The organism is Stenotrophomonas sp. NPDC078853 (assembly GCF_044901215.1).
GTDB lineage: Bacteria > Pseudomonadota > Gammaproteobacteria > Xanthomonadales > Xanthomonadaceae > Stenotrophomonas > Stenotrophomonas lacuserhaii.
The window spans coordinates 108052-125016 of record NZ_JBJDOQ010000010.1 but is presented as its reverse complement, the minus strand read 5'-3'; the positions used below and the strand labels follow the sequence as shown (position 1 = coordinate 125016).

Genomic DNA, 16965 nt, shown 5'->3' with positions numbered 1-16965 from the left:
ACCCCGGCTCACAATTTCAGATCGAGAAGCCCATCGCCCAGATCCTCGTCAGACAACGTCTGCTGGATCAATGCGCGGTGTGCCTGCTCGCTCCACAGTTCAAATTTGTCACCCATGCCCAGCAATACCGCCTTTTTTTCGATACCCACCGCGCCGCGGTGGCTGGCGGGGATGCTGATGCGGCCATTGCCGTCCAGCTCCAGATGTGCGGCCGAACCGACCAGTTTCTGCTGCAGCAGGCGTACCACCCGCTGGGTGTTCGGCTTGGCCATGACGTCGTCACGGACGCGCTCCCATTCGGACTCGGCATACAGCCAGAGACAGCCGGATTCGAACGGGTTGTAGGTCAGGACCAGGCGGTTGTTGCTCACGCGCGCGACGAGGTCGCGATGAACGGTCGGAACCGCCATGCGCCCTTTATCGTCAACTGTGATGGCCGTCTCGCCCTGAAACACGACGCGTGCACCTTTCCTTCAGCGTGATGAAACATTGAACCACGAAAAACCACAAAAGACCCGGTTTTCCCTCTGTTGCCCACCTTATCAGCGGTCAAAGGGTTGTCAACAACTTTTGGGTAAGGAAATCACCTGTCCCATCAATAGCTTGCAGCGATCTTTAGAGACTTGTTCAAGGCTTATCCACAAGTGGCTGTTTCGTCTCAAATTTTCGGATTTCGCCGAAGTTCATGGGTGTGCAGAGGGTGTGAAGTCGCGCCTGCGCATTCATTGACCGTGCCGATTCCGTAGCAGGCGACTGCGCAAAACAGCACAATGCGGGGCATGTGCCTGCTTGCCCTGTCCTGGCTGCACCACCCGCGCTGGCGGCTGGTGATGGTCGGTAACCGCGATGAATTCCACGCTCGTCCAACCGCCGCACTGTCCCGCTGGACCGACGCGCCGCAGGTGATGGGCGGGCGTGATCTGCGCTCAGGCGGCGGGTGGGCAGGGGTCGGTGCGGGCGCGCGGATGGCGGTGGTCACCAATGTGCGCGATCCGCTGGCGTCACAGACCGGGCCGTCGCGCGGCGCGCTGGTTGCCGATTACCTGCGCGGCAGCGCAGCGGCAGCCGTGCACGCCGACCGGCTGTCGCGCGTTGCCGCAACGTACGCCCCGTTCAACCTGCTGCTGGCAGACGCGCAGTCCGTGCAGTTCCTCGGCAACCATCCGCCCGAACAACAGCAGCTGGCAGCCGGCATCCACGGCCTGTCCAATGGCGCGCTGGACGCGCCATGGCCGAAGACGCGACGACTGATGGATGCGCTTGGGGCGTGGACCGATGGCGACACCTCGTCACTGGAGCCCTTGTGGACGGCCTTGGCCGATGAGCACCGGCCTGCCGATGCTGAGCTGCCGGACACCGGGATCGGACTGGAACGGGAACGCTGGCTCAGCCCGGCCTTCATCCGTGGCGACGACTACGGCACCCGCTCCAGCACCCTCATCCTGATCGACCACGATGGGCGGGGTGCCATCCACGAACGACGGTTCGGGCCGCAGGGCGTGGCCCTGGGCCAGGATCAGCTCGGTTTCCAATAACGCACGGGGCCCAAAGCCCCCTTTGGCAAAGGGGGCGCGGCGAATGCGATGGAAGGTGGCGGAGCCGGCCGATAAGCCGGGTTCTGTCGTGGACAGTCATTCCTCTAGGCGTTACGTCACCGCAACGCTCAAGCAACCTACCCGGACCCGACGCGGGCCGCGCCATGAGGTCCCTATTTGGTCTTGCTCCAGGTGGGGTTTGCCGTACCGGTCTGTTGCCAGACTCGCGGTGCGCTCTTACCGCACCATTTCACCCTTGCCACGCGCCCGAAGGCCGTTCGGCGGTATCTTTCTGTTGCACTTTCCGTCGGCTTGCGCCGCCCAGGCGTTACCTGGCACCTTGCCCTATGGAGCCCGGACTTTCCTCGGCATCCCGAAGGATGACGCGACTGTCTGGCCGACTCCGCCGCGTGCATTCTCCCACATCCGCCCATTTCCGGGGGCGCGATGATCAGCTGCCGTACAGCGCCTTGCGCGGGGCACCGGTCAGCTCGGCCGCCAGCTTGGCCGCGGTGGACGGCGGCAGGTGCTCGCTGAGGGTGGCGTACACGCGACGGCCTTGGGCCAGCTGTGCCTGCTCGTCATCGGCGGCGCCCTGCACCATCACCACGAACTCGCCCTTGCGCTGGTTCTCGTCAGCATCCACCTGCTGCTGCAGGCTGTGCAGGTCACCGTCGAGCACCGTTTCGAACAGCTTGGTCAGCTCACGCGCCAGCACCGCCGGCCGCTCGCCGCCGAAGACCGCGGCCATGTCGGCCAGCGACTCGGTGATGCGGTGCGAGGATTCGTAGAACACCATCGTGCGCAGTTCCCCGGCCAGGCCCTGCAGCCGATCGCGACGTCCGCTGGCCTTGGCCGGCAGGAAGCCTTCGAAGGTGAAGCGATCACTGGGCAGGCCGGCCACGCTGAGTGCGGCAATGGCCGCGCACGCACCGGGAACCGGGCTGACCCGGATCCCGGCCTGGCGCGCCGCGCGCACCAGCCGGAAGCCCGGATCGCTGACCAGCGGGGTCCCGGCATCGCTGACCAGCGCCAGTGACTCGCCGGCCTGCAGGCGGGCCACGATGCGCTGCGCCAGCACCTCTTCGTTGTGGTCGTGCAGGGCCACCAGCGGTTGGGAAATGCCGAAATGGGACAGCAGCTGGCCGGTGCGCCGGGTGTCTTCGGCACAGATTGCCGCCACCGTGCGCAGCACCTCCTGCCCGCGTGGGCTCAGGTCGGCGAGGTTGCCGATCGGGGTGGCAACGACATACAGCGTGGCAACGGTCATTTCAGCGGCACTCCAAGGTCAAGGGTAGAATCCTAGCGTGTACCCGGCCAACGCCGCTGCCCCTCCTGCATGGACCCGATCATGAACAAGCCTGTCGTCCGGATCTCCGCCCTGTCGTTGTCGCTGCTGTTGCTCGCCGGCTGCGCCACCACCAGCCTGACCAGTGCACCGGAGTCACCGGCCCAGAGCCAGGCCCTGCTGCTGATTGAACAAGGCCGTCCGCGCGATGCCGCCATGCAGCTGGAAAGCCTGGCCGGCACCCTGCGTGGCGCCGCACGCAGCAACGCGCTGGCCGACGCTGCCTTTGCCTGGCACGAAGCCGGCGATGCGACGCGCGCGCGCAGCCTGCTGTCCCAGCTGCAGCCGCGGCAGCTGTCCGCCGCCAGCCGCCAGCGCTATCTGCTGACCACCGCCGAACTGGCACTGGCCGACAAGCAGCCCGCGCAGGCGCTGGCCGCACTGTCAGAACCGGCCACCGAACTGCTGCCGGCGCTGGCATCGCGCTGGCAGCTGGCCCGCGCCGCTGCGCTGCAGGCCACCGGCGACAACTTCGGCGCCGCCCAGGAGCGTGCCCGTGCGCATGTCGGGTTGGCAGGCAAACCCCGCACGGACAACCAGGCCGCCATCGTCGGCCTGCTCGGTACGCTGGACGATGCCACGCTGCAGTCGCGCGCGGCGGCTCTGCCGGCCAATGATCCGCTGTACAACTTCGCCGGCCGCGCCTTGATCGCGCGCGGCATGCCGCTGCCGCGTCCGTTCGACCGCGACGCGGCCAGCGCCCAGTTCGACACCAGCAAGCGTCCGCCGGCGATGAGCGACGGCTACCGGCCGCCGGTGAAACTGGCCGTGCTGCTGCCATTGAGCGGCCGCCTCGCCACGGCCGCACAGCCGGTGCGCGATGGCCTGCTGACCGGTTACTACGGTGAAACCCGGCGCAAGCCGGAGATTGATTTCATCGACACCGCCGGGACCCCGGCCGGCGCCCTGTCGGCTTACGACCGGGCCGTGGCCAGCGGCGTGGATTTCATCGTCGGCCCCTTGGGACGCGACGAAGTGGATGCCGTCTACGGCCGCGCCCAGTTGCCGGTACCGGTGCTGGCGCTGAACCGCGGCAAGGACGCGCCGCCGGCCGGCAGCGCGGGCTTTTCGCTGGCGCCGGAAGACGATGGGGTGATGGCCGCCGAATACCTGCGTGGCCGCGAACGCGCCAAGGTGATCGTGCTGCACAGCAGTGATGACACCGGCCGCCGTACCGCGGCCGCGTTCGCCGAACGCTTCACCCAGCGCGGCGGCCAGGTGCTGGCCACCATCGGGGTGGCCGACCCCGTGGGCGACATCAGCGCGCGCCTGCGCGCTGCCGGGCAGGCCGACGGCGTGCTGCTGGCCGTGCGTGCACCGCAGGCCCGCCAGCTGGCACCGCAGCTTGCCCTCGCCGGCGTCGGCGGCGGCACCCGCGTGGGTACATCGCAGCTGACCGTGGGCAGCGGCAAGCCGGAAGAAGACGTGGCACTGGACGGCATCATCTATCCGAACGAAGCCTGGAACGTGCGCGGCGTGGCCGGCCTGCCCAGCGCCGGCACCGCCGGCCAGATGCTGCCCAGCGCACGCGGTGCGGCCGGCCGGCTGTTCGCCTTCGGTTTCGATGCGTGGAAGATCAGCGCGTACATGGAATCGCTGGCCGCCCAGGGCGGGCTGTCCGGCGCCACCGGCACCTTGTACCTGGACGGCGGTGGCAACATCCTGCGCGTGCCGGCGTGGTCGACCTTCAGTGGCGGACGGCCGATGCCGATCGCCAATGCCAACTGACAGGGCGCGGCGTGGCGCGGCGGTCGAAGCGGCCGCCGAGCGCCTGCTGTGCGCGGCTGGGCTGCAGGTGCTGGACCGCAACGTCAACTTCCGCGGCGGCGAGCTGGACCGCGTGATGAACGATGCCGGCACGGTGGTGTTCGTCGAAGTGCGCTATCGCGCACGCGCGGATTTCGGCGGTGCCGCCGCATCGGTGGACAGCCGCAAGCAGCAGCGGCTGGTGCTGGCCGCGCAGCTGTACCTGCAGGCGCATCCGGCGCTGTGCGAACAGCCGTGCCGCTTCGACGTGGTGCAGGCCAGCGGCGACCCGCCCCGCCTGCAGTGGTTGCGCGATGCGTTCCGGCTGGACAGCTGAGCGCCCCATCCTTTGGTTTCCGCTGGAATCACCATGCACACCGAACTGCCCGCCACGCTGGTTGCCGAACTGTCACTGCTGCTCGGCACCGACGGTTGGCGCACCGATTCCACCGCGCTGGACGCCAATGCGCAGGACAACTCCTGGCGCCGCCAGCGGCCGCTCGCGGTGGCCCTGCCCTGCAACCGCGAGCAGGTGCAGGCGATCGTGCAGGCCTGCCGCGCGCATCGCGTAGCGTTGGTCGCACGCGGCGCCGGCACCGGCACCACCGGTGCCGCAGTCCCCCTGCAGGGAAGCATCGTGTTGTCCCTGGCCCGCATGAACCAGATCCTCTCCATTCGTCCGGGCGATCGCTGCGCCGTGGTGGAACCCGGGGTACTCAACGGTGATCTGCAGCAGGCACTGGCCCCACATGGCCTGTTCTGGGCGCCCGACCCGTCCAGTGCGGACATCTGCAGCATCGGCGGCAACCTGGCCTGCAACGCAGGTGGGCCGCGCGCGGTGAAGTACGGCACCAGCCGCGACAACGTGCTCGGGCTGGTGGCGGTGACCGGCAATGGCGATCTGATCCGCTGCGGTGGCGCCTATACCAAGGATGCCACCGGGTATGACCTGACCCACCTGCTGGTGGGCAGTGAAGGCACGCTGGCGATCATCGTGGAAGCCACCCTGAAACTGACCCCGGTGGCGGTGGCCCAGGCAGGGCTGCGCGTGCTGTATCGCGATGCCGACGCTGCCGCGCAGGCGGTGTCGCGGGTGATGGGGCAGCCCGTGGTGCCGACGCGGCTGGAGTTCATGGATGCGCGCAGCCTGCAGTTGCTGCGGCTCAACGGCGCCGACGTGCCGGACGCCGGCGCAATGCTGCTGATCGAAGCCGATGGCGACCATGACACCCTGCCCTACCTGCTGCAGGCCTTGGCCAACGCAGCCGAAGGCGAAGGCATGCTGGCCTTGGACGTGGCGATGGAAGGCGCCGCGCGGGAAAAGCTGTGGGCGGCGCGCAAGGCACTTTCACCTGCGCTGCGCAGCATCGCGCCGGGCAAGATCAACGAAGACGTGGTGGTGCCGGTGTCACGCATTCCGGCGCTGGTGAGCGGGGTGCAGGCACTGGCGTCCGAGTTCGATCTGACCATCGTGACCTTCGGGCATGCCGGCAACGGCAACCTGCACGTCAACATCCTGTATCACCCGGACGATGTGGATGAGAATGCGCGCGCGCAGGCCGCGCTGCCGCGGATCTTCGCCTTGACGCTGTCATTGGAGGGCACGCTCTCCGGCGAGCATGGCATCGGCCTGGCCAAGCGTGGATTCATGGCACAGGCCTTTACCCCCGAAACGTTGCTGGCAATGCGCGCGATCAAGTCCGCGCTGGATCCGGATGGGATTCTCAACCCGGGCAAGGTGTTGCCCGAACAGAGCTGATCACCACGGCATGCCGTGGCACGCCAGGCAAACACCCGGCGGACCCGGCTGACCCTGGCTCATTTGTAGACAGCCGTTATGACGATTTCAGTCTGCAGGGCCCCGGCGGTCACGGCGGCGGGGCCGGTGGCGGACAGATGGTAACCGGCGCGCACCGCGAGACTGCCGCCATTGCCGCTGATGGCCACGGGAAGCGTGTCGCCCTTCTTAACGTAAGTCGTGCCACTGGAACCGGACAGCAGCGCGATCGCCAGGCCGTCGGCAGCGCCGGCGGGGGCGGTGTTCTTCCATACCTCGGCATTGGCCGGGTCCGCCGTGCCTTCGAACGATAACTCGGCGCTGCTGACACCGACGCAGCCGGTCAACTGAAGCGTGCTGTCCTTCAAGGCATTGTCGCCGTGAACGAGCTGGTCCGCGCGGATCGCGTCCAGGCTGATCGGCGCCGCAGCCACGATGCAGGTGCCGGGCTGCACACGCCCGCTGATGGTCAGTGTGGCGGTGTCGGCATGGCACGGCGATACACCGGCCAGCAGACTGCTGCAGACGACGATGCAAGGGAAATAACGCACGGGGCTTGGCATGGGAAACCTTCGATTGAAACGATGAGTAAAGAAAATCAGCGCGGCGGCAGGTCCGGCTCGGCACGCGGCAACGCTGGCGGCGCAAGCGGCAAGCATTTCGCCTGATGCCAGCGCAGGCCATGTCGATCCGCCACCACCGGTGTCATGTACTCCAACCGGCAGCGGTGCGGTCCGGCAGGGTCAACCACCAGCACGCCTGCATCCTGCGCACCGCGCAGCTGGATCACGCTGCCCTGCCCGACCGCGCCCATGGCGCGTCCATCTTCGGCCTCCACGCTCGCAGCGAAGGGCAACGGCTGCCCGCGCGCATCGGTGGCATCGATGAACAAGGTGCGCTCGCGACGTGCCGTGAACACCACCCGCACAATGCTGCCGGCGGTAGGCGCCACCCGCTGCGAGGTCTGCAGCAGCTCGACTTCCAGCGGCAGCCCGGAGGGATCCAGCTCGATCGGGTTCCAGCGGTAGGGACTGACGTGCGGCAGCACCGCGTAACCATTGCGTGCCACGCGGATCTGGTCGGCATGACCGACCACCGCGCCTTCGCCGCCCTCGGCCTGGACCAGCACGAATCCCTCGCCCACGGTCGGACCGAAGTTGAGCCCGCCCGGGTGCAGCACCACGCTGCCGGCGGCACCGAGGGTGACACTTCGGTGGCGCGCGGAATGGCTGTAGCCGGCGTCCAACGCAGTACTGCCGCTCTGGTAGGCAACATAGGTGTCGTAGCTGCCGGAGCCGACGGCCGGCTGACTGGCCGTAACGGTGTAAGTCAGCGCGCGGGCCTTGCCCAGCGCACCGGCTACTCCCGCCTGCAGCGTGTTGCCGTTCGCGGCGTGGCCAAGCTGGGCAGTGGCGCGGGGAGCACCGATGCTGCGCCCCAACGGGATGCCGAAGGTGAACGTGTAGCGCGTATCCTGGCGCCTGTCGATGAGCTGGTAGCGCATCGCCGAAAGGCTGACATTCGCCCGGCCCAGGGTGCTCTGCACACCCAGCTGGAAATCGTTCTGCCGGGTCGTGCTGTCCCGGTACCCGACCCGGCTACCACTCAGATAAACCGAGCTGGTCGCGCCGAACTGCTGGGTGAAATTCACCTGGTAACGCTGCCGCGGGTGACTGCCTTCATACCGGTTGCCGCGCAGGCGCGCGGCGTCGTTGAGGGTGAGGAAGCGCCTCATGCTGTACCGATACGCGGCAAGGCCGACATGGGTGCGCGTGCCTGCGACATAGCGCTGGAAGTTCAAGCGGATGCTGTTGCCTGTCAGCGGATTCCCAGATTGCCGACGGGCGCGTGACTGGGTCAGGTCGGCACCGAAGGCCCCGATCGCGGTGTTCAGGGCGGTACCGGCCAGCATCGATTGATAGCCCTCGCCTGCCTGCATGCCACCGAGCAGGGTCACGTGATTATTGAGGCCTCGTGCATAGGTGCCTTCGGCGAAACGCAGCGGCTGCATGCTGCCACCCGCATCACGCAGGACCCCCGCACTTGCGCCGAACCGCATCGACCCGGAGCGCAGCGCCTGCGGCACCGCAGAATAACTGACCGTGAAGCGTTGCTCGCGTCCGTCGGCTTCGGTAACGCAGACCTCCAGATCACCACCGAAGCTGGTTGGATACAGATCCGCGATCACGAAAGGACCGGCGGCAACGCTTTCTTCATGGATGACATGGCCGTTCTGGCGAACGCTGACCACCGCATTGCCTTCGGCGATGCCCCGCACCACCGGTGCGTAGCCGCGCACCGAATCGGGCAGCATGCGCTCATCGGTGGCGACCCGCACACCGGTGAAGGCGCTGCTTTCAAACAGTTCACCGCCGGTACTCCCCTGGCCGATGAACACCTGGCTGTTCCACGCAGGCAGATCGCGCTGCAGTTCGCTGGCCAGCGCCGCGTAGCCGATACGTCCGCCATCCTGGTTGACCCAGGCGCGGTGGCGGAGACGCCAGCCCCCAAGGTTCAATCCCGCCTGCAGCCCCACCGAGCGGCTGTCATGGTCCTGGGTTCGGTGCTGATTGAAGCGGTAATCAATGAATCCGGCGGTGATACCGTAATCGCGTTGCTCCGGTGTGATCTCGCCACGTGGCGCGGCCTCCTGCATCGCCTGCGGAATGCCGATGCGCAGCTGCAGTGTCTCGCTGTCGATCACCACGCTGCTCCCCTCGACCTGATCGACCAGCGCTACACAGGCATCGGGATCGGGATCAAGCAATGCGACATGGGCCGCGCTCAACCCCAATCGGCGAGCCAGTCCAGACCTCACGCAGGCTTGCCCCGCCTCGACCTGCACCGCCGCGGTTTCCTGCCACTGACCGTTCAGCATTACATCCAACCGATGCGTGCCCGACTCGAGCAGTGCGTCATGCGTGTAGTGGCGCATGTCGATGGCCTGGCCACCGATGAGAAACCCATCACTGAACTCGGTGGACGCCTGCGGATCGGCGCGCGCGCATTGGCCTGCCAGTGCCAGAGCCAGTGCAACAGCAAGGGCCAGACGCTGCGAGAAGCGACTGGCTGGTGTGATCGGTCGCGACGACCGGGACGCGCGGAACATCGCAGGCGATGTCGGCATGTCAGACTTTCCCGGAGAAGAAGGGTCGCAGCTTATTTATCCGACGCGGCACCGCCCATGAGGGAAAGTGGATTCGGGGCATGACGTTTTCTATGACGTATTGACCACTTAGCCTGCTGATCAATCACGCGTTATTCATTGCAAGTTCTTTGCCCCCCATTGCAGTTTTGCGCATGGCGGGGCGGACGCAGCCACGCAAAACTGCACGCCACAAGGGATCTCCTGACCTCGCTTTCATCCATCAGCTTCAATAGGCCATTCATGCGCACTGAACCACGTCCATTCCTTGCTGCGATATTGCTGTTGCCCACCGCCCCGGTGGCGCTTGCCGAGCAACTCGAGATTACCGGCGAACTGCTGCCCTCAACCTGCTTGGTGCAGACCCCAGGCGGCGCCATCAGCGTACCGATGGGCAAGGTCGACCTGGCTTCCGTCAATGCCAACACGCGCGCAGGCCAGAAGAACTTCAGCATCACACTGGACTGCTCCGGTTCGGGCGCGCCCCAGGACGTGGGCATCCGTTTCGGCGGCGCCGCGCACGGCAGCAGCGGAGACCTTGCGCTGACGGGTGCGTCCACGGCTCGTAATGTCAGCGTGGCGATCTACGATGCCGATGGCCGCCACCAGAGAATCGGCGACGATCCTACCCGCTGGGTCACAGTCGCCGCCGGCGCGACCGGCGTGCTGGCCTACAGCGCGTGGTACAGCGCGCCGGGACAGGACGCCGAGGCGGGTACGGCGGACGCATCCGGCAATTTCGTCGTGCTCTACAAGTAAACCGCTCTCTGCGCTGAACGCAACGCATGGTGACGTGGCCCCGGATACAACGCGACGAGGTGATCGATGAGACCGCACTCACGGCTGAAGGACAACCTGCTGCTGGTGGCAATGCTGTCGCTGCCAGCATCTGCGCCCGCGGCGGTGACGCTGCAGGGCACCCGCATCGTGCACGATGCATCGAAGGGCCGTGATGTCACGGTACGAGCCAGCAACACGGGTGACGAGAAGGCATTGGCCCAGGTATGGATCGACTCAGGCGATGACCGCGCCCGACCCGAAGACGTACGCGTGCCCTTCCACCTGACTCCTGCCGCTCCCCGGCTGCTGGAGCCACACCAGGGACAGGCCTACCGCATCACCTACGCACCTCGTCCCTCCGATCCCCCGCTGCCCGCTGACCGCGAGTCGGTGCTCTATTTCAACCTGCTGGACATCCCTCCCAAGCCGGCCGATGCGGAAGGGAAGAACCTGCTGCAGTTTGCCGTACGCACGCGGATCAAGCTGTTCTTCCGACCCGAAGGGCTGCCCGGAAAAGCCGCCGATGCTGCGGGGGCCTTGCAGTGGACAGCCGTGCACGGCGCGCTGCTGCTGCACAATCCGACCGCCTACCATGTGACGTTGGCAAGTGTCACCACGCCAGACGGCACCTCCCTGGCGGCAGACATGGTGCTGCCGTTCGGCACGCTTCGGATGCCATTGCCGTCCCGCACCGTTGCCCCCCCGCATGTCACCTATTCCTGGCTGGACGACTACGGCGCATCGCGTAAAGCCATGGCAACGGTTTCGCCATGATGCATCCCGCTCCCCTGATCAGGCGGGTCAGGCACGCCGTGTACGGGACGCTGCGTTTGCCACGCGCCTTGTATGCCATCGCGTTGGCCGTCAATGGAGTACCCCCGGCTGCCGCCCAGGAATGTCAGTCCATGGGCGAGGATTCGTTCAGCGAGACGTTGGATATACCGAATGAATTGCGCCCGGATATCCAGATCACCGGATGGAAGCGCGCCGCCGAACGCCGCTTTGGCTTTCGACGATGCACGCCGAGCGCGTCTTACGCGTTGTCGTTCCGGCCTTCCATGGCGAGCCTGCACTACGTAAAGGATATCTCGGTTGATGGCCTCGCCCATCCGGCTTTCCAGTGGTCATCCACGTCTCCGCTGATCATCTTCGAGCTGTTGAAGTACGCGGACAACGCCTCCGGCCTCGACAACCGACCTGCTGCCGTGCGCGCGGACCTGCCCATCAGTACCCGCATGATGGTGTCCCGCCGAGGTGATGTGGGCCTGACGCTCGCATTCGCCCTGTTCTCGCGGGGTGGACAGATGACCGACGTCGTATCCCCTCTGCTTTCAGCGGAGCTTGGATTGAGTGCCCACCCGGGCACCGATCCGCTGCGCTACAGCCTGCAGATCCACGCCAGGGTGGCGGTTGCGACGTGCACCCTGCGGGACGTTTCGCAGCAACTGGATCCAGCGGATCCCTCCTCGCTGGCAACGCCAGACTCGACCGCAGAAGGTCGCGAGTTTGCGATCGACATGGAGTGCCCCGTAGACGGAAGGCCGCTTTCCCTCGTCCTCATCGACGCAAATGATTTCACCAACGGCAGCAATGCGTTGAAACCTCCTGCAGGGTCCACTTCCCGCGGCGTGCGGATACAGTTGACCCGCGATGGCATGCCGCTCCAATTGGGCGCGCCCTGGCCATACGGTCCATCCCAACAAGGACATCAGCACATCCGACTGGGCGCGCGCTACCTGCGTACGGCCGGTCCCTTGCAGCCTGGCACGCTGGAAGGCAAGGCGATCCTGACGGTCCAATACGATTGACCGATCCTATTATCGGAAGTGCTCATAGCCATGGCTCCCGCTCCCTTCGCCGTGCATTCCGGCGTCCGCAGTGGTTCGTCCCACCCGAGTCAGCCGGAGGTTCAGGGCACGCGACAGTCCGTCGACCGTCTGGCGTTGGGCTTGCGCTGCGGTGAAACAGAGTTCGTAGTCGTCGCCTCCGCCCATGGCGTGGTTCCGCGCAGCGTCCTCCTGGAATCCGTCGCGCAGCGCGGGCGACAGGGGCAGCGACGAGGCATCGAGACAGGCGGCGACGCCACTCCGCCGTGCGATGTGGCCAAGATCGGCTACCAGACCGTCGGATATATCCACCGCAGCTGACGCTATCCCCCGCAGCGCGACGCCGAGCTCGACCCTGGGGGTCGGCCGCAGCAATCGCTGGCGCAGGAACTCGGTCTCCGCATCCGCCGCGGGCCGGGTGACGTCCAGCTCACCACGCTGCCAAAGCGCAAGCGCACCGGCCGCATCACCCAACGTGCCGCTCACCCAGATGTCGTCGCCCACCTGCGCGCCATCGCGCCGCAAGGCCTGCCCGTGCGGTACCTGGCCGAACGCGGTCACCGACAACGAAAGCGGGCCGCGCGTGGTATCGCCACCAATCAGCCGCCAGTCATGCGCATCGGCCAGTGCGAAGAAGCCGTCGGCGAAGGCATCGATCCACGCCGCGCTGGCTTCCGGCAGGGACAACGCCAGCGTGCCCCACGCGGGGGTGGCGCCCATCGCCGCCAGATCGGAAAGATTCACCGCAAGGGTCTTCCAGCCGATGTCGGCGGGGCGTGTTTCCGGCGGAAAATGCACGCCGCTGTTGAGTGTGTCGGCAGTCACCGCCAGCCAGTGTCCGGCCAGCGGCTGCAGCAGCGCCGCGTCGTCGCCGATGCCCAGCACGACGTCATCGCGCCCCTTGCTGCGGGCGCGGATACGGTCAATCAGGGCGAATTCGGCGAGGGACATACGAGGTGTCCGTGGCGCCGGACGTCGTCCGCCGCCATCACGGGTCAGTGGCCGCTTTCGGTCTTGCGCCACTCGACGGCGGCACGGTCCAGCACGCCGTTGACATAGGTGTGGCCGTGTTCGGAGCCGAAGCGCTTGGCCGATTCGATGGCCTCGTTGATCACTACGCGGTACGGAATGTCGGCACGGAAGCGCAGTTCGTAGGCGGACAGCCGCAGCACCGCCCGTTCGATCGCATCGACTTCTTCGATGGTGCGGTCCAGGTACGGCGCCAGCGCCTGGTCGATATCGCGACGGTTGTCGAGCACGCCGTGCACCAGCGCCTCGAAGTAAGCCAGGTCGGCGACTTCGCGCGCCTGTTCGTGGGCGAACTGGGCGACCAGTGACTGGCCATTTCCGCCGGAGATCTGCCAGGCATAGATGGCCTGCACGGCACGGCGACGTGCGCGCGAACGCAGCACGGGATCGACGCCGTCACGGCGTACGGGTCTGCCGGACGGCCTGCCCTGGGAATGGTTGTTCATGGCAGCTGCTCCAGAAGATTGATCATTTCCAAGGCCGCCAAGGCGGCCTCTTCACCCTTGTTGCCATGGCTGCCGCCAGCACGTGCTTCGGCATCCTCGGCACGTTCCACCGCCAATACGCCATTCAGCACCGGCACGCCGAAGTCCAGCTGCACGCGCATCAGGCCCTCGGCGCAGCGGTCGGCCACGTGCTCGTAATGGCGGGTGTCGCCACGGATCACGCAGCCCAGGGTGATGATGGCAGCATGCTGGTGGGCAGCGGCCAGGCGCGCGGCGACCAGCGGGATTTCCCAGGCGCCGGGCACCCGGATGACATCCACGGCCTCTTCGCTGATGCCATTGCTGGCCAGGCTCTGCCGCGCGCCGGTGACCAGCGCGTCGGTGATGCGGGCGTTCCAGCGGCTGGCCACGATGGCCAGGCGCGCCGATCCGGGAGAGCGAAGATCGCCTTCGAAATGGCTCATGTGCGGGTATGGGGTACGTAAGAGAGGGCAAGTTTACCGCGCGCGGGCTGTGGGCGGGTCCTCCGTGAGCCCGCCCGCGCCATGCCGGGCTCAGCAGCCCAGCGTTTCAACCACTTCCAGGCCATAGCCGGCCAGCCCGACCTGGCGGCGCGGCGTGCCCAGCACGCGCAGTTTGCCCAGCCCGAGGTCGGACAGGATCTGCGCACCGGCCCCATTGCGGCGCCACTGGCTTACATCCTTGTCCTTGCCCGGGGCGATCGGCTGCGGCTGCTGGCGCAGGCGTGCCAGCAGGGCCTCGCCATCGCGCGGTGCCGACAGCACCACCATCACGCCGCTGTCTGCCGCGGCGATAGCGCGCAGCGCATCGGTCGCGGCCACGCCGAAATCATCACGGCGCCAGTGCAGCAGGTCGGCCAGCGGGTTTTCCACCTGTACCCGCACCAGGGTGGGGGTATCGGCATCCGGGGTGCCGCGGACCAGCGCGAAATGCAGGTCATGCGCGATGCGGTCGCGGTAGGTGACCAGGGTGAAGGCACCGAACTCGGTGTCGATTTCCCGCTCATCGACGCGCTCGACGGTCTTCTCGGTGGCCAGCCGGTAGGCGATCAGATCGGCGATGGAGCCCATCTTCAGGCCATGTTCGCGGGCGAACACTTCCAGTTCCGGCCGCCGCGCCATGCTGCCGTCCGGGTTGAGGATTTCCACCAGCACGCCGGCCGGTTCCAGCCCGGCCAGCATCGCCAGGTCCACGCCGGCTTCGGTGTGGCCGGCGCGGGTCAGAACCCCGCCCGGCTGGGCGATCAGCGGGAAAATGTGGCCGGGCTGGTGCAGGTCGCTGGCCTTGGCGGTGGGCTTGACCGCAGTGCGGATGGTGTGGGCACGGTCATACGCGGAAATACCGGTGGTCACGCCCTCGGCGGCCTCGATGCTGACCGTGAAGTTGGTCTGGAACTGCGCCGTATTGGCCTGCACCATCGGCGCCAGGCCGAGGTCGGCTGCCCGTTCGCGGGTCAAGGGCAGGCACACCAGTCCGCGGCCGTGGGTCACCATGAAGTTGATGTCGCTGGGCTTGACCAGCTCGGCGGCCATGATCAGGTCGCCTTCGTTCTCGCGGTCTTCGTCGTCGACGATGACCACCATGCGGCCTTGGCGGATGTCTTCCAGGATCTCGGGGATCGGGGCGAAATTCATGCGCGTGCTCCTTCGCCCAGCAGGCGTTCCACGTAGCGGGCGACCAGGTCGATTTCCAGGTTCACCGCACTGCCGACCGCCGTGTTGGAGAACGCAGTGTGCGAGACGGTATGCGGGATCAGGGCGACGTCGAACCCCTCCTCGTCCACTTCATTGACGGTCAGGCTGACACCGTCGACGCAGATCGAGCCCTTCTTTGCGATGTAGCGGCGCAGGGCGGCCGGGGCGGCGAAGCGCCAGCGCTGCGCGCGTGCGTCGTCATGGATGGACAGGACCTGCCCCAGGCCATCGACATGCCCGCTGACCAGATGTCCGCCCAGCCGGTCGGTAGGGCGCATGGCGCGCTCCAGGTTGATCACCGCGCCTTCGGCCAGCTGGCCCAAGGTGGTAAGCCCCAGCGTTTCGGTCGATGCATCGGCCTGGAAGGTCTGCGCGTCGAAGGCGATCACGGTCAGGCACACGCCGTTGATGGCGATGCTTTCGCCCAGCTGGACGTTGTCGAACGGCAGGCTGCCGACGTGGAAGGTGAAGCGGACATCGCCGCCGAGGGTTTCGCGGGCGGCCAGGTGGCCGAGGCCTTCAATGATTCCAGTAAACAAGTAACGTTCTCCGCAGGAGTGAGCGAAAAACGCCGCAAGGCAAACAGGCACGCACGGCACCGCAAGGTTCCGTGGCACCGTCTTCTTTCATCCGGACTATGACCGTCGGCTCCGGCATCCGACCGGATCTGCTGACCTCCTGCCGGGATGACCCTGCCGGAGCGCTCGCGGGCTCGTGCCGTGTCGGGCACCTACCGCCGGTGGGGAATCGCACCCCGCCCTGAAGACGTTTGTATACCGGCGAACCGGCGGGGCCAGTGTAACAAATGAGGCTGAAGGCTCGCTTTTTGTGAAAGTTTCGTTAGAATCCGCGCCGAGTGCGACAACGACGTCGCCCCGGGCGGTCGGACCGGCTGCCTGCAATGGAACGCAACCTCAAGGAATTCACGCATGCGCAAGATGCTGCTGGCCGCCTCCCTGCTCGCCCTGTCGCCGCTGCCGGCCTTCGCCGCCGACGATCTGAGCTACACCTACGTCGAGGCAGGCTGGACCCAGTTCCAGGTCAACGATGACTTCCTGGACGACCCCAAGGTCGACGGCGGCTACATCCGTGGCTCGTTCGCGATCGCACCGCAGGTCTACCTGTTCGGCGCCTGGTCGCAGGTGTCCAAGTCCTACGGCTTCGATGGCGGCAGCCTGAAGCTGGAACTGGACCAGCCCGAGTTCGGTATCGGTTACCACATGGGCATGAGCGACCGCGTGGACTTCACCGCCGACATCGCCTGGACCCGCCAGAACGCCGAGCTGACCCTGAAGGAAACCGGCTTCGCCACCGTACGCCAGAAGGACCACTTCAACGCCGCCCGCGGCACCTTCGGCGTGCGCGGCAAGCCGTCGGCGCGCACCGAAGCCTGGCTGAAAGCCGGCTACATGGATGGCAGCGACATGGACGGCACCTGGGTCGGCAACGTCGGCGGCCAGATCAACATCACCCCGATGTGGGGCGTGGTGGGCGAAGTGCAGGTCATCGAAGACGTGACCCAGTACTCGGCCGGCGTCCGCGCCAGCTTCTGATCCTGTCGCTCCAGGCTGGACATGATGGGCTCCTTCGGGAGCCCATTTTTTTTTCTGCTCGTGTT

Annotated in this window: 17 protein-coding genes, 1 other RNA gene and 1 riboswitch; of the genes, 8 read left to right on the top strand and 10 right to left on the bottom strand. The window is 66.6% G+C overall.

What is annotated here, in order from left to right:
• Positions 1-8: 8 nt before the first annotated feature.
• A complete protein-coding gene (gene mraZ, locus ACI2JH_RS11935) occupies positions 9-455 on the bottom strand; it encodes a division/cell wall cluster transcriptional repressor MraZ (RefSeq protein WP_042613641.1) in 447 nt (148 codons plus the stop codon).
• A 324-nt stretch (positions 456-779) separates the two neighbouring features.
• Here mraZ and ACI2JH_RS11930 point away from each other — a divergent pair, with 324 nt between their 5' ends.
• Complete coding sequence (locus tag ACI2JH_RS11930; RefSeq protein WP_182657020.1) at positions 780-1535, top strand: NRDE family protein; 756 nt, start codon at positions 780-782, stop codon at positions 1533-1535.
• A 56-nt stretch (positions 1536-1591) separates the two neighbouring features.
• Here the strand turns inward: ACI2JH_RS11930 and rnpB are convergent.
• Together rnpB and rsmI are read right to left on the bottom strand one after the other, a co-directional pair.
• Positions 1592-1940, bottom strand: an RNA gene (rnpB, locus tag ACI2JH_RS11925) — RNase P RNA component class A.
• A 46-nt stretch (positions 1941-1986) separates the two neighbouring features.
• Complete coding sequence (rsmI, locus tag ACI2JH_RS11920; protein WP_101100342.1) at positions 1987-2805, bottom strand: 16S rRNA (cytidine(1402)-2'-O)-methyltransferase; 819 nt, start codon at positions 2803-2805, stop codon at positions 1987-1989.
• Positions 2806-2886: 81 nt separating this feature from the next.
• Between rsmI and ACI2JH_RS11915 the strand changes: the two genes are divergently transcribed.
• Genes ACI2JH_RS11915 through ACI2JH_RS11905 form a run of 3 tightly spaced genes read left to right on the top strand, consistent with a single transcriptional unit; the run spans position 2887 to position 6388 of the window.
• A complete protein-coding gene (locus ACI2JH_RS11915; protein ID WP_101100361.1) occupies positions 2887-4611 on the top strand; it encodes a penicillin-binding protein activator in 1725 nt (574 codons plus the stop codon).
• Positions 4601-4966: a YraN family protein gene (locus ACI2JH_RS11910; RefSeq protein WP_182657018.1), complete on the top strand. Its 366-nt coding sequence runs from the start codon at positions 4601-4603 to the stop codon at positions 4964-4966. The genes ACI2JH_RS11915 and ACI2JH_RS11910 overlap by 11 nt, the downstream gene beginning before the upstream one ends.
• 33 nt (positions 4967-4999) lie before the next feature.
• The gene (locus tag ACI2JH_RS11905) at positions 5000-6388 is read left to right on the top strand and encodes an FAD-binding oxidoreductase (RefSeq protein WP_182657017.1); all 1389 of its coding nucleotides are present in this window, start codon (positions 5000-5002) and stop codon (positions 6386-6388) included.
• A gap of 59 nt (positions 6389-6447) precedes the next feature.
• On the opposite strand, the gene ACI2JH_RS11900 is transcribed toward ACI2JH_RS11905, so the two are convergent.
• Together ACI2JH_RS11900 and ACI2JH_RS11895 are read right to left on the bottom strand one after the other, a co-directional pair.
• Positions 6448-7065, bottom strand: coding sequence for a fimbrial protein (locus ACI2JH_RS11900; RefSeq protein ID WP_223181793.1), 618 nt, complete (start codon positions 7063-7065; stop codon positions 6448-6450).
• Positions 7005-9533, bottom strand: coding sequence for a fimbria/pilus outer membrane usher protein (locus ACI2JH_RS11895; RefSeq protein ID WP_404736279.1), 2529 nt, complete (start codon positions 9531-9533; stop codon positions 7005-7007). The genes ACI2JH_RS11900 and ACI2JH_RS11895 overlap by 61 nt, the downstream gene beginning before the upstream one ends.
• Positions 9534-9794: 261 nt before the next feature.
• On the opposite strand from ACI2JH_RS11895, the gene ACI2JH_RS11890 reads away from it, so the two are divergent.
• From ACI2JH_RS11890 to ACI2JH_RS11880, 3 genes are all read left to right on the top strand, one after another.
• Positions 9795-10310, top strand: a complete 516-nt coding sequence (locus ACI2JH_RS11890) for a fimbrial protein (RefSeq protein ID WP_319278305.1) — start codon at positions 9795-9797, stop codon at positions 10308-10310.
• A gap of 111 nt (positions 10311-10421) precedes the next feature.
• On the top strand, positions 10422-11105 hold the full coding sequence (locus ACI2JH_RS11885) for a molecular chaperone (protein WP_404736287.1): 684 nt from the start codon (positions 10422-10424) through the stop codon (positions 11103-11105).
• Positions 11106-11236: 131 nt separating this feature from the next.
• On the top strand, positions 11237-12139 hold the full coding sequence (locus ACI2JH_RS11880; RefSeq protein ID WP_404736278.1) for a fimbrial protein: 903 nt from the start codon (positions 11237-11239) through the stop codon (positions 12137-12139).
• Positions 12140-12148: 9 nt separating this feature from the next.
• Here the strand turns inward: ACI2JH_RS11880 and thiL are convergent, their stop codons facing one another.
• The 5 genes from thiL to ACI2JH_RS11855 all read right to left on the bottom strand — a co-directional run bounded on the left by thiL (position 12149) and on the right by ACI2JH_RS11855 (position 15886).
• Positions 12149-13108, bottom strand: a complete 960-nt coding sequence (gene thiL / locus ACI2JH_RS11875) for a thiamine-phosphate kinase (RefSeq protein WP_404736277.1) — start codon at positions 13106-13108, stop codon at positions 12149-12151.
• A 44-nt stretch (positions 13109-13152) separates the two neighbouring features.
• Entirely contained in the window at positions 13153-13632 is a 480-nt protein-coding gene (gene nusB / locus ACI2JH_RS11870) for a transcription antitermination factor NusB (protein WP_042613631.1), read from the bottom strand.
• Positions 13629-14096, bottom strand: coding sequence for a 6,7-dimethyl-8-ribityllumazine synthase (gene ribH / locus ACI2JH_RS11865; RefSeq protein WP_101100334.1), 468 nt, complete (start codon positions 14094-14096; stop codon positions 13629-13631). The genes nusB and ribH overlap by 4 nt, the downstream gene beginning before the upstream one ends.
• Before the next feature lie 90 nt (positions 14097-14186).
• Entirely contained in the window at positions 14187-15287 is a 1101-nt protein-coding gene (ribB, locus tag ACI2JH_RS11860) for a 3,4-dihydroxy-2-butanone-4-phosphate synthase (protein WP_042613629.1), read from the bottom strand.
• Entirely contained in the window at positions 15284-15886 is a 603-nt protein-coding gene (locus ACI2JH_RS11855) for a riboflavin synthase (RefSeq protein ID WP_101100333.1), read from the bottom strand. The genes ribB and ACI2JH_RS11855 overlap by 4 nt, the downstream gene beginning before the upstream one ends.
• Positions 15887-15961: 75 nt before the next feature.
• A riboswitch (FMN riboswitch) is annotated at positions 15962-16118 on the bottom strand.
• 158 nt (positions 16119-16276) lie between these two features.
• Here ACI2JH_RS11855 and ACI2JH_RS11850 point away from each other — a divergent pair.
• Complete coding sequence (locus ACI2JH_RS11850) at positions 16277-16900, top strand: hypothetical protein (protein WP_404736276.1); 624 nt, start codon at positions 16277-16279, stop codon at positions 16898-16900.
• Positions 16901-16965: the final 65 nt, after the last annotated feature.

Coding starts and splice junctions, on each gene's coding strand:
- ACI2JH_RS11930 (WP_182657020.1), top strand. CDS start 780: ATGTGCCTGCTTGCCCTGTCCTGGCTGCACCACCCGCGCTGGCGGCTG.
- rsmI (WP_101100342.1), bottom strand. CDS start 2,805: ATGACCGTTGCCACGCTGTATGTCGTTGCCACCCCGATCGGCAACCTC.
- ACI2JH_RS11915 (WP_101100361.1), top strand. CDS start 2,887: ATGAACAAGCCTGTCGTCCGGATCTCCGCCCTGTCGTTGTCGCTGCTG.
- ACI2JH_RS11910 (WP_182657018.1), top strand. CDS start 4,601: ATGCCAACTGACAGGGCGCGGCGTGGCGCGGCGGTCGAAGCGGCCGCC.
- ACI2JH_RS11905 (WP_182657017.1), top strand. CDS start 5,000: ATGCACACCGAACTGCCCGCCACGCTGGTTGCCGAACTGTCACTGCTG.
- ACI2JH_RS11900 (WP_223181793.1), bottom strand. CDS start 7,065: ATGCTTGCCGCTTGCGCCGCCAGCGTTGCCGCGTGCCGAGCCGGACCT.
- ACI2JH_RS11895 (WP_404736279.1), bottom strand. CDS start 9,533: ATGCCGACATCGCCTGCGATGTTCCGCGCGTCCCGGTCGTCGCGACCG.
- ACI2JH_RS11890 (WP_319278305.1), top strand. CDS start 9,795: ATGCGCACTGAACCACGTCCATTCCTTGCTGCGATATTGCTGTTGCCC.
- ACI2JH_RS11885 (WP_404736287.1), top strand. CDS start 10,422: ATGCTGTCGCTGCCAGCATCTGCGCCCGCGGCGGTGACGCTGCAGGGC.
- ACI2JH_RS11880 (WP_404736278.1), top strand. CDS start 11,237: ATGGGCGAGGATTCGTTCAGCGAGACGTTGGATATACCGAATGAATTG.
- thiL (WP_404736277.1), bottom strand. CDS start 13,108: ATGTCCCTCGCCGAATTCGCCCTGATTGACCGTATCCGCGCCCGCAGC.
- nusB (WP_042613631.1), bottom strand. CDS start 13,632: ATGAACAACCATTCCCAGGGCAGGCCGTCCGGCAGACCCGTACGCCGT.
- ribH (WP_101100334.1), bottom strand. CDS start 14,096: ATGAGCCATTTCGAAGGCGATCTTCGCTCTCCCGGATCGGCGCGCCTG.
- ribB (WP_042613629.1), bottom strand. CDS start 15,287: ATGAATTTCGCCCCGATCCCCGAGATCCTGGAAGACATCCGCCAAGGC.
- ACI2JH_RS11850 (WP_404736276.1), top strand. CDS start 16,277: ATGCGCAAGATGCTGCTGGCCGCCTCCCTGCTCGCCCTGTCGCCGCTG.